Annotated in this window: 8 protein-coding genes and 5 pseudogenes; 2 read left to right on the forward strand and 11 right to left on the reverse strand. The window is 39.4% G+C overall.

Going from position 1 to position 11,978, the window contains the following annotated elements:
- Positions 1 to 603: IS3 family transposase (locus QMA12_RS21440; protein ID WP_290211439.1), on the forward strand; the 603-nt coding region annotated here is incomplete at its 5' end.
- Here QMA12_RS21440 and QMA12_RS21445 read toward each other — a convergent pair.
- The 8 genes and pseudogenes from QMA12_RS21445 to QMA12_RS21480 form a co-directional block, all read right to left on the reverse strand.
- Positions 596 to 1,456, reverse strand: a complete 861-nt coding sequence (locus tag QMA12_RS21445) for a DNA replication terminus site-binding protein (protein WP_290211438.1) — start codon at positions 1,454 to 1,456, stop codon at positions 596 to 598. The two genes, QMA12_RS21440 and QMA12_RS21445, sit on opposite strands and share 8 nt — an antisense overlap.
- A 162-nt stretch (positions 1,457 to 1,618) precedes the next feature.
- Positions 1,619 to 2,971 (reverse strand): ATP-binding protein, encoded by a 1,353-nt coding sequence (locus QMA12_RS21450; protein WP_290211437.1) that lies wholly within the window; start codon positions 2,969 to 2,971, stop codon positions 1,619 to 1,621.
- Positions 2,972 to 3,145: 174 nt separating this feature from the next.
- Positions 3,146 to 3,572, reverse strand: a pseudogene (locus tag QMA12_RS21455) (IS3 family transposase); the annotation flags it as partial.
- A gap of 83 nt (positions 3,573 to 3,655) precedes the next feature.
- A pseudogene (gene ltrA / locus QMA12_RS21460) lies at positions 3,656 to 5,179 on the reverse strand (group II intron reverse transcriptase/maturase).
- A 666-nt stretch (positions 5,180 to 5,845) separates the two neighbouring features.
- Positions 5,846 to 5,986: pseudogene (locus QMA12_RS21465) on the reverse strand (IS3 family transposase); the annotation flags it as partial.
- A gap of 148 nt (positions 5,987 to 6,134) precedes the next feature.
- Positions 6,135 to 7,193, reverse strand: coding sequence for a tyrosine-type recombinase/integrase (locus QMA12_RS21470; RefSeq protein WP_290211436.1), 1,059 nt, complete (start codon positions 7,191 to 7,193; stop codon positions 6,135 to 6,137).
- 36 nt (positions 7,194 to 7,229) lie between these two features.
- On the reverse strand, positions 7,230 to 7,427 hold the full coding sequence (locus tag QMA12_RS21475; RefSeq protein WP_290211435.1) for a hypothetical protein: 198 nt from the start codon (positions 7,425 to 7,427) through the stop codon (positions 7,230 to 7,232).
- 824 nt (positions 7,428 to 8,251) lie between these two features.
- Positions 8,252 to 8,458: a hypothetical protein gene (locus QMA12_RS21480; RefSeq protein WP_290211434.1), complete on the reverse strand. Its 207-nt coding sequence runs from the start codon at positions 8,456 to 8,458 to the stop codon at positions 8,252 to 8,254.
- Between the two features lie 415 nt (positions 8,459 to 8,873).
- On the opposite strand from QMA12_RS21480, the gene QMA12_RS21485 reads away from it, so the two are divergent.
- A complete protein-coding gene (locus QMA12_RS21485; RefSeq protein ID WP_290211433.1) occupies positions 8,874 to 9,095 on the forward strand; it encodes a transposase in 222 nt (73 codons plus the stop codon).
- A 3-nt stretch (positions 9,096 to 9,098) separates the two neighbouring features.
- On the opposite strand, the pseudogene QMA12_RS21490 reads toward QMA12_RS21485, so the two are convergent.
- The 3 genes and pseudogenes from QMA12_RS21490 to QMA12_RS21500 form a co-directional block, all read right to left on the reverse strand.
- Positions 9,099 to 9,584, reverse strand: a pseudogene (locus tag QMA12_RS21490) (IS3 family transposase); the annotation flags it as partial.
- Positions 9,585 to 9,664: 80 nt separating this feature from the next.
- On the reverse strand, positions 9,665 to 11,188 hold the full coding sequence (gene ltrA, locus QMA12_RS21495; protein WP_290211432.1) for a group II intron reverse transcriptase/maturase: 1,524 nt from the start codon (positions 11,186 to 11,188) through the stop codon (positions 9,665 to 9,667).
- Between the two features lie 664 nt (positions 11,189 to 11,852).
- Positions 11,853 to 11,978, reverse strand: a pseudogene (locus QMA12_RS21500) (IS3 family transposase); the annotation flags it as partial.

Genomic DNA, 11,978 nt, shown 5'->3' on the forward strand with positions numbered 1-11,978 from the left:
AGCTGCCAAGTACCTCAACATTCATATAAACGCGGTGGTAATGAACACCTTGAAATCCCAAATCTGCTTGATAGACAGTTTGATGTTGTTGAACCAGATACCGTGTGGTGCGGTGATGTGACGTATATTTGGACAGGCAATCGCTGGGCTTATTTAGCCGTGGTTATTGATTTATTTGCACGCAAAGTGGTTGGCTGGGCAATGTCGTTGTCGCCAGATACTAATTTAACGCTAAAAGCGCTTGAACTCGCGTATGAAAGCAGAGGTAAGCCAAGTGGATTGATGTTTCACTCAGACCAAGGAAGCCACTATACAAGCTTGAAGTACCGCCAACGTTTATGGCGCTATAAAATCACACAAAGTATGAGTAGACGTGGAAATTGTTGGGATAATGCGCCAATGGAGCGATTTTTTAGAAGTTTTAAGACAGAATGGATGCCAAAGGTTGGATATGGAAACTTTATAGACGCTAAATATAGCGTGAGCGATTACATAAATGGATATTACAACAATGTTAGGCCGCATCATTATAATGCCGGTTTAGCGCCAAATGAATCTGAGGTTAGATACAAAGATTCCAAAACTGTGGCCAAAATTAGTTGACCACTACAAGACGCTTAATTAGATAATCATTGAGCTGTTTTTTACTTTTCTTATTAATGTAGCTACTAAGTGGGGTTATTTTTATAGGCTCCTCAGTAAAGACAATAACTGGCAGGTGTCCATAAAACATAATTGTTTTTGTATTATCAGTAAATGAAACATTTAACTTAGGTACAATGGGTAGTGGGCGTTTAACTTTAACAAAGTCGCTGGTTTTATTTTTAATTAAATCAACTTCTTTATCTACCCACGGGGCCCACTCTGCTTTAGTTTGCCCAGTTGGAGGGTTGTCTTTACTTCCTTTTAGGTGCGCTAAAAACTCATCTTTTTTAATAGTTTGCATGCTATTTTTATTACACCAAGTAAAACCAACGCGTTTCACAGGTGCGGAGGATGTTTTGATAAGGCGATAAATTTGTAATGTAATTGCGTTCGGACAAATATTTTGAATGAGCTCTCGTTTTTGACCTTGGTTTAATTTAGCTGAGTTAAGCACGTTTTTAATGCGTTGTTTTTGTAGGTTACAATAAGCAACTAACTCAGTAATATGCTCTTTATGTATTGGGTGTAGTTGAATAAAACCAGGCAACCGAAATGGGTATTTTGCCGAGTGGCTGTAATCAGGCGTAAATTTAGAGAATGCGCTTACAGACATGCTTAACGCGGTAAACCCTGTATGAGCTTCAGGTGTAATAAACTCCCAACCACTTGTATTTGATATATCGCCAGATGAAGGAGGTAATTTATAACATTCAGCACGAATAACAGTCGCTTCTAACAAGTAGTTATTAAGTGAATTAACTGCATCCACAAGTAAGCGATAAGCATATTCAATTTCATTATACAAAGCCATAAGTAACAAATCTATACCATCATACTATATAAGCAACTATGCCATACCCTGAACTACTTATATATTCTATTTTTTATTAAATTAACGGCTACTAGTTGAATGTATGGAGTTTGCTGGTTTAACATCTAGTATGATGGTATAGATTAAAGTAAAAGAAAAACATTAATGTTTTTCTTTCGAGCTTGAAAACTCAAGTAATATCTCATCCAAATTATCCAAAGTAAAGGCTCGGTAGTAGACTTTATAGCCTTTCTTGTTTAAGTTCTGTAGCAGACTCTTGGATTTTATTATAAGCTTTGCTTCACTGTATCGTTTGTACCTACGCTTGACTTCAGCAATTAATATTTTTTTATCAAAATCATCAATTGCAACAATATCAATTTCATCTTCACCTTTGCTATCCCAATAACTACCTATATTATTAAACTGCTTAGACTCGGCAAGGATTGACTTAAATAGTTCTTCCAGCTGTATTCCTGAGTAGGTATCAAAGTCTCTGTCAATAATGCGTTTTATAAAGTCATAGTTTTCTATCTCCACAGCACTTCTATTGCTATAGATAAATCTAAACCAAAAACTTAAAAACTCATCTGCTATTTTATAACGAATATCTCTAGAATTATCTTTTGCAGTAATAGGTCTTAGCTTATTAATAATATCAAAATCTTTTTCAAGCTTTTCTAGATTTACACCAACACTCGTATTGAGGTAGCTTTCTATTCTTGGCCGACTATTGTATCCATTTGCAATTGCACCCAATACATCAAAATATGCTCTGTGCTCTGAACCAAAGTCTTCGACGAGTCGGTGCATACCTTCTTTAATTAAGGGAGAACTACTTGAGATCAATTTCTCTAAGGGGGCGGTGCCAGAGTTATTAAGCCATTCTAGATATTTAGGGATCCCTCCAGATAAACACCACCAAACAAGTAAGTCATTAGTGTTATACTTATCATTATCTTGCATTATTGCTTTAATATAACTAGGTGCTAGAGGGTTAATTTTAAAGAAATGATCATCTCGATTAAGCAGAGGCTGTTTTTCGTCTTTGAAAATCTTAGTCATTAAGTTATATAAAGAACCACAACAAACCAGATGCATCATCGATTTATTTTTATAGCTATCCCATAAATTTTGTAAGTCTGAAAAAAAGCTATTATTAACTCTTTCAATATCCTGAAACTCATCTATGACCACAGTAATAGGTGTCTTTGTTGAATAATCTAATAGGTATTCAAAAATATCTTTTAAAGATTCAGGATGAAAAAACTTCGTATTCAATGCGCTTTCAATAATCGCTGAAAACTCAGATACTAATGCACTTTCTGATTTGCGGCTTATAAATAAATAGATGTGTTTATGGGCTACTTCTTTAAAAACTTCATTGAGCAAACGAGTTTTTCCAACACGGCGACGGCCAACTACAACACTTAATCGGCCTTTGGATTCTTCAGTGTTATCAGAGATGTCTCGTAGCTCTTTGAGATGTAACTCACGATTATAAAACTTTTGCATTTCATCCAACAGAATTGAGGGTTCATATACTGTACTATACATTACTGTAATTTTAATTACAGTAATTAAGTGTTATGAATCGCCCCGAGTTCATCGGAGACCAGTTTGTTTAAGTCAGGCCACTTTACCTGACTCGTTTAAATTGTCATAGTAATTTACTTCATATTGAGCTGGTCAAACATACCCAATTGAAGAGTATAACCGTTGATTGTTAAACCAACTGACCCATTCTAAAGTTGCATATTCAACAGCATCAACATTTTTCCATGGCCCATTCCTGCGAATAATTTCTGTTTTAAATAAACCATTTATCGTTTCAGCCATTGCGTTATCGTAAGAATCACCGACACTGCCTACAGATGCTTGAATACTTGTTTCAGCAAGTCGTTCCGTATATCTTATTGACAAATATTGACTCCCTCTATCGCTGTGGTGGATCAACCCTTTTGGATCGCCACGATGCCAAATGGCTTGCTCTAACGCATCAAGAATGAGGTCTGTATGCATCGTCGTTGATACACGCCAGCCTACGATGTACCCTGAGAATACGTCTATCACGAAAGGCCACGTAAAAAAATCCGCTCCACGTAGCGAGTAGAGTAAGAGGCAGAGCGTAGTCGAACTATTTCTCTGCTTCTCCTCTCCGAACCGTACGTGTACCTTTCAGCGCATACGGCTCTCCGCTTAATTGTGGCTAACAGCCATTGCAACATCGTTATAGCGAGACGTGACGGTGTTTCTAATTTCATCTCTAAGATATGGGTTTGATTCAGGTAATCGCCATCGAAATTGTAATTTAGGACTACTCACTAACCTAAATAGTGATGCACCACATAAATTACCGCGATTACTTTCACCAAACAACACCCATGTCGTTGCCTGATTTGGCGTTGGCCGTTTGATCCATTTCATCATTAATGACTTAATAGAGCAGCGATATTTCCTCGCCAACCACTTAGCAAGTTTCCAGAAAACAATACGATCAATTTTACTGTAAACTTTAGCGGTATAATCAGTGTGTCGATAAAATTGTGACCAGCCCTTAAGTTTACGATTGAGCTGTTCAACTTTGTCTATCTTGCTACAACTATGATCTCCTGATAAAGCTTGGCTCAATGAATGAGAAAATGCTTTAGCTTTACCATGTGGAATACCAGACACCACACGCATATTACCTTTTGGTCCACGCTTTCGAATAATCCTATGTCCAAGGAAGATAAACCCATCATTTACATGGGTAATATGGGTTTTCTCCATATTAAGCGTAAGTTTTAGCTTACCTTCAAGGAAGTTTCGACACTGATCACGAATTGCTTCTGCTTGTTGTTTATTACCTTTGACAATCACGAGAAAATCATCGGCATAACGACAATAAGCAACCGCAGGGTTCCATTGTCTATTTTCCTTTAGTGCAATACTGCGCTTATCTTGAATAGTACGATTCCAGTACCAACGATTTTTACGTGCTTTCTTGCCTAAGTAACATTTATCCAAATAGTGATCAAACTCGTTGAGCATGATATTTGATAGCAGTGGAGAAATAACACCACCTTATGGTACACCTTCGCTTGTAGCACAGAATAAATTACGTTCAATGTGACCTGCCTTTATAAATCGCCAAAGTAATTTATTGAACCTCTGGCAACTAATACGCTTTCGCACACATTTCATTAATAATTGATAGTGAACTGTATCAAAGTAACTTGATAGATCTCCTTCAATTACCCAACGTCCCCTCGACTCATTTGCATCAGTTAGCTGTAACTTAACTGTACGAATGGCATGATGAACGCTTCGCTCAGGTCTAAAACCATAAGATAATGAATGAAAGTCATTTTCCCATATTGGTTCCATCGCCATGAGCATGGCACGTTGCACTATCCTGTCTCTTAAGGTTGGTATACCTAAAGGGCGTTGCTTCCCATTGGCTTTAGGAATATAAATTCTTCTGGCAGGCATAGGTTGATAATTACCTGAGAGTAAATCATCTCTGATTTCATCTAGGTAGTCATTCAGATTAGCCTGTAAATGAATTTTCGTTATCCCATCAATGCCAGGTGTTTTGGCACCCTTTGAAGAAAGCGTTACCTCGGCCGCTTGGCAAAGCCATTGCGGGTGACTGATAAGGCGCAGTAATCGATTAACGCGATGCGTTTTATCGGTTGCTGTCCATGTTGCTAATTTACGTTGCATTTCACTGATTATCAAAGGTCTTCACCCCATTAAGGCCAGATAATTTGCTCACGCAAATCAATTAAACTGCGCCCCTTCGCCATGTAATGGGCTTTCCCCATCTCGGCCTACTACGAACGCTCCGCCAACTTGCGTGTCATCGGGGTCTTGCTCCCTTAACATTCACTGCAAGCCTTCCTCGGTTCACCTATTTGAACTCAAACATATTGGGGGGGATGCCGATCGCAGTCTTTAACCTTATCGTGCTGTAAGGTGATGATACTCAAACGCTTAAATTGTGACGTAAACTTTTGTCCATTAATAGATGCATATTTGTCATCTATTAAATCGAATAGAATGCACCTACCTATAACACTCTATTAGTATCATACTGCCTATTAATTCGTGTAGGCAGTGGCGACATTTCAGCCCACAGATGCGGGTTAATCGGTTCATGTTCTTCATCCGTCCAATACTCAGTCTAGAGAAGCATCTTGGCTTAACGAATTCGCCTCACTTCCCGTTGTCAGCAGGTTACGTCACCTCATTAGCATACAATGAGTCACCGCTGCCCAGACTCAACTACTTGCACAACCAAGTAGCGACGCAAATTAGCTAGCTCCTGCTATTTAATTTACGCATTTCAAATAGACTTGTAGTTCATTAAAACAATCCTTGCTAGTGCTGAACTCCGAGCACACCATAGGTGATATCAGCTACCCATAGTTGATTAGGCTGCTCTGCCGTAAATTGACGATTAACCAAATCCTTTGGCTTATCTTGTTGCTCATCTGGTATCGTTGTTTTACATGATTTATCGCGACGAGCACCTTGGATACCCATAAAGCCGTATTATATTAAAACGATCTCTATGAATCATACACATTAACTTAGTTGCCCTGGGCTATCTAAGTCCTGAACAATTAAACGTAGCTTAATAAAGTGTCCTGTTTTGCTGGGTCAAATCAGTATTTTCTAACTAGTAGATTTATTATCTAACATACTTTTTGGCTAAGATAGACATATCAAGGTCAGAATTTGCCTGCTCAGTGTAACGCGCTGGCATGGCTTCAGAAGTCCAATCCCCTGCTTTTTTAATCGCCGCTAATGACATATTCGCTTCATACATACTCACTGCACCACCAACGCGCGCACTATGGCCACTAATTTCGAGCTCTAACCCCGCTTTTTTCGCAATGCGCTTGAGCGCCCTGAATATAGTCGTGTAATTGAGTACTTTCATATTACTGGTGCGCTTCTCGCTTTCATCGTAGGGGAGTAGGGAGGTGCCTTTTGGCGAAATCGGCCGAAAGAGGATGCCGGTCGTCAACGAGGTTTTATCTTCAGGTTCTTTACCAATATTAGCTTCATTTATGTAATCTGAGATATAAGATAAGCTTGTCCTTGATGCATACCTAAATGAACCCTTACCGGATTGATCCGCTTTGGATTTTTCGACTAAAAATTTATTTTGCTCAAAATTAAGGTGCTTTATTTGAACTCGGGCCACTTCATCAGCGCGCAGTAAGCCATCAAACATTAAGTTTATTAAAGCCAGATCTCGTACATCCAATAGGTTATCTGGCACCACATCGTTATTAATTGCCGCTAAGTCCGATATTCTTAATGCAGGGGCCTGGTTAGCCCTATTGTAAATATCGAATTCCCTCAGCTCTAATTTTATAAAGTCTCTAAGGTACTCCGAGTCTTTTATTGGATTAGGTAACGAACCAATGGCCATCATTTTTGACAAAAGTGCGATGCGGGTTTTAACCGTTTTGTATGCGAGTTGAGACTCACACATAGAGGTAACATAGGCCTTAATACTCGTGAGATTACCATCAAAACTATGGCTGAACCTCGGATCACCATTCACATCGCAAAATTGATTAAAGCTTTTCATCGTTGAAATATAAGCACGGCGCGTGTTATGCGGTAAGCGCGCAAAGATATCATCAAAATAGCGCTGCACTTCATCATACTGTTCATGATGTATACTTTCTGTTAAGGCGCCATTACCTGCTCCCAAGATCACGCTGTTATTAGTCATTGGCAGTTCCTCTGTTAGTTCGCATTACGATCGCGGTTAGCTTAAGCATTCGTTTCGCTTTTCATCTTCATAAAATGACAACACCTCATCAAGCGCTTCATCTACCGTATCGAATCCCTCACTGAGTTTTATTTTCTCCAAGCGCATTTTATTACCACGGTTTAACTGGATCGTTGTTTTGTTATTGCGCTCACGCGAGAGGCGTTTTTGCCTCTGTCTTAGACTTTCATTCACAGGGTAAAGTTACCTACAACAGGTTAAAATATAAAATGTCTTATAAGACGGTAGCACACTTTGATGTTCCTTTCTATTGCGCATGATAATTATAGTTATCTTGCGTAATAGGATTGTAGTCATATTTATTACTGTTTTCCAGCGTGAATAGACATCGGCCCAATAAAGATTGTACGCAAAGCCGGTGGCTTTGGTGTAGTACATACTTTAGGAGGGTATATAAATTCAGTTTAATACTAGCCAACCACGTGGGGCGCGACAATGATTATGTCAATATTTCTATATTTAGAATGTGACCGTGTGTGGCTAAAACTCTCTATGTTGTTGGATCCGAATATTATCAACTCAATGATGCGTAACGATGATTTAAAAAATTCACTCTAACGTGCTTACATCTGTGGTAATTATGTCGCTAACGTTATAGTCAATAATGGTCAACCATTGATTTCAGATCATGATTTTACCAACCGTTAAATACTCTGCATTACTGCACAGTGCTAGATTTACAGCCCTGTATAAATTTTACCAAGAATGCAGTATGAGCTAACTTTCTTAGATAGATTTCAGGCTCAGTGTGGCCCTAGATATTATGAGCATTGAATTAAAGCACTGATCCAACTGAATAAAAATGACATTGTCGTTCTTGCTAGTCCTGATGATTTTATTTGCCGTAAGCATTATAACGGTAAGCTTACAGTGAAGGGATGGCTCATGAGTAGCAAGTGTATGACTTATATAATAATTTATAAAAGTTACTTGTAATCATTCTTCAAAATTATCTATCTATTGATTGAGTCTAACATTAGTATCGGACTTAGTGTGAATTATATCACTTCTAGTTTATTTCCATATACAGCTCTAAGTCTGAAATCAGGATCATGGATTTGTATGGTCTCATTTGACCATTCAAAAAACACCAAGTTGACACCACCATCATTGGCATTACTAGGTACAAGCAAAGCTTCAACGGCCAACAGTTTAGCTTTGATAAATAGTTTCCAAGTAATCGGGATCCGCCCTCTATTAGCCATGTAGCGGTCACCTTGAAGCTTAATTAAGTTCAAGTGCGGTGTACAGTGCCGGTGATCCTTCAATGCTAAACCGACCACCCCTTCGAATGGCTCGATTCAATAAACTCACGCAAATCCACCAAACTTTTTACGGCGTATTTGTTGCAAGTGTTTCAATATTAGTGTCACCCAAAATTTTGGCTCTTCATACTGCCGATTGTTTTCAGTTGGATTTAATAACATATCCATGGGCTGTTCTATTCTTTGATATATAATGACGCATTATAGAGCATTGGCAAAAACACCACACACACAAAGGCTGATAAATTTATTTAAAGCCCTATTTAACATAAAGCATTACCCTCATAAATGGTGCTTTACATGGGTGAATCGCCCCGTGTTTGCCAGAGACTCAATAACTTGAGAAACTGGAACAATGAAAAAATCAAATCGCTATATATCAGAATTTCGTGAACGTGCAATTAGGCTTGTTACTACACAACAGCATGAATACCCCTCTCTTTGGGCTGCGCTAGTATCGATTTCAGATAAACTGGGATGTACACCAGAAACACTTAGAGCATGGGTCAAGAAGTCTCAAGCTCAACCGTCTAAACCATCTTCTAACACTCAATCAGCTGAAGAGCGACTGGTGTAGTGGTCAACTAATTTTGGCCACAGTTTTGGAATCTTTGTATCTAACCTCAGATTCATTTGGCGCTAAACCGGCATTATAATGATGCGGCCTAACATTGTTGTAATATCCATTTATGTAATCGCTCACGCTATATTTAGCGTCTATAAAGTTTCCATATCCAACCTTTGGCATCCATTCTGTCTTAAAACTTCTAAAAAATCGCTCCATTGGCGCATTATCCCAACAATTTCCACGTCTACTCATACTTTGTGTGATTTTATAGCGCCATAAACGTTGGCGGTACTTCAAGCTTGTATAGTGGCTTCCTTGGTCTGAGTGAAACATCAATCCACTTGGCTTACCTCTGCTTTCATACGCGAGTTCAAGCGCTTTTAGCGTTAAATTAGTATCTGGCGACAACGACATTGCCCAGCCAACCACTTTGCGTGCAAATAAATCAATAACCACGGCTAAATAAGCCCAGCGATTGCCTGTCCAAAGTAGAGTAAGAGGCAGAACGTAGTCGAACTATTTCTCTGCCTCTCCTCCCCGAACCGTACGTGCACCTTTCAGCGCATACGGCTCTCCGCTTAATTGTGGCTAACAGCCATTGCAACATCGCTGTAGCGAGATGTGACAGTATTTCTCATTTCATCTCTAAGATAAGGGTTTGATTCAGGTAATCGCCAACGAAAGGGCAACTTAGGACTGCTCACCAGTCGATATAGTGAAGCACTACATAAATTACCTCGATTGCTTTTACCAAATAATACCCAAGTCTTGGCCTGATTTGGCGTCGGTCGTTTGATCCACTTCATCATTAATGACTTAACGGAGCAACGATATTTCCGCGCTAGCCATTTTGCTAATTTCCAGAAAACTATACGATCAATTTTACTGTAAATTTTAGCTGTATAATCAGTATGACGATAAAACTGCGCCCAGCCTTTAAGCTTGCGGCTGAGTTGTTCTACTTTGTCTATCTTGCTACAACTGTGATCACTAGATAAAGCTTGGCTCAAAGAATGAGAAAATGCTTTAGCCTTACCATGTGGAATACCAGACACCACACGCATATTTCCTTTAGGACCACGTTTCCTTATGATCCTATGTCCAAGGAAGATAAACCCATCATTTACATGGGTAATATGGGTTTTCTCCATATTAAGCGTAAGTTTTAGCTTACCTTCAAGGAAGTTTCGACACTGATCACGAATGGCTTCTGCTTGTTGTTTATTACCTTTGACAATCACGAGAAAATCATCGGCATAACGACAATAAGCAACCGCAGGGTTCCATTGTCTATTTTCCTTTAGTGCAATATTGCGCTTATCTTGAATAGTACGATTCCAGTACCAACGATCTTTACGTGCTTTCTTGCCTAAGTAACATTTATCCAAATACTGATCAAACTCGTTGAGCATGATATTTGATAGCAGTGGAGAAATAACACCACCTTGTGGTACACCTTCACTTGTAGCACAGAATAAATTACGTTCAATGTGACCTGCCTTTATAAATCGCCAAAGTAATTTATTGAATCTTTGGCAACTAATACGCTTTCGCACACATTTCATTAATAATTGATGGTGAACTGTATCAAAGTAACTTGATAGATCTCCTTCAATTACCCAACGGCCCCTCGACTCATTTGCATCAGTTAGCTGTAGCTTAACTGTACGAATGGCATGATGAACGCTTCGCTCAGGTCTAAAACCATAAGATAATGAATGAAAGTCATTTTCCCATATTGGTTCCATTGCCATGAGCATGGCACGTTGCACTATTCTGTCTCTTAAGGTTGGTATACCTAAAGGGCGTTGTTTCCCATTGGCTTTAGGAATATAAATTCTTCTGGCAGGCATAGGTTGATAATTACCTGAGAGTAAATCATCTCTGATTTCATCTAGGTAGTCATTCAGATTAGCCTGTAAATGAATTTTCGTTATCCCATCAATGCCAGGTGTTTTGGCACCCTTTGAAGAAAGCGTTACCTCGGCCGCTTGGCAAAGCCATTGCGGGTGACTGATAAGGCGCAGTAATCGATTAACGCGATGCGTTTTATCGGTTGCTGTCCATGTTGCTAATTTACGTTGCAGTTCGCTGATTATCAAAGGTCTTCACCTCATTAAGGTCAGGTAATTTGCTTGCGCAAATCAATTAAACTGCGCCCCTTCGCCATGTAATGGGCTTTCCCCATCTCAGACTACTACGAACGCTCCGCCAGCTTATTTGTCATCGGGGTCGTGCTCCCTTAGCATTCAAACAAACCTTCCCCGGTTTACCTATCTGAACTCGAACATATTGGGGTGGATGCCGATCGCAGTCTTTAACCTTATCGTGCTGTAAGGTGATAATGCTTAAACGCTGAATTGTGATTTAACGTTTATCCATTGATAAATACCTACCTGTGATTTATCAAGTTGGTAATAATACCCATACATTTAGTATTATTACAGCATCATATTGCCTGTTAATTCGTGTAGGCAATGGCGACGTTTCAGCCCATAGATGCGGGTTAATCGGTTCATGTACTTCATCCGTCCAATACTTAGTCTAGAAGAGCATCTTGGCGTAACGAATTCGCCTCACTCCCCGTTGTCAGCGAGTTCCATCACCTTATCAGCATACGATAAGTCACTGCCGCTCAGACTCAACTATCTGCACAACCAGATAGTGCCATAAACAATTTAGCTCCTGCCGTATTTCTCATGTATTTTCAGATAGACTCGTGGTTCATTAAAGCATTCCTTGCTAGTGCTGAACTCCGGGCACACTATACGTCACATCACCGCACCACACGGTATCTGGTTCAACAACATCAAACTGTCTATCAAGCAGATTTGGGATTTCAAGGTGTTCATTACCACCGCGTTTATATGAATGTTGAGGTACTTGGCAGCT

The organism is Pseudoalteromonas sp. APC 3893 (assembly GCF_030408095.1).
In the GTDB taxonomy this organism is placed as follows: domain Bacteria; phylum Pseudomonadota; class Gammaproteobacteria; order Enterobacterales; family Alteromonadaceae; genus Pseudoalteromonas.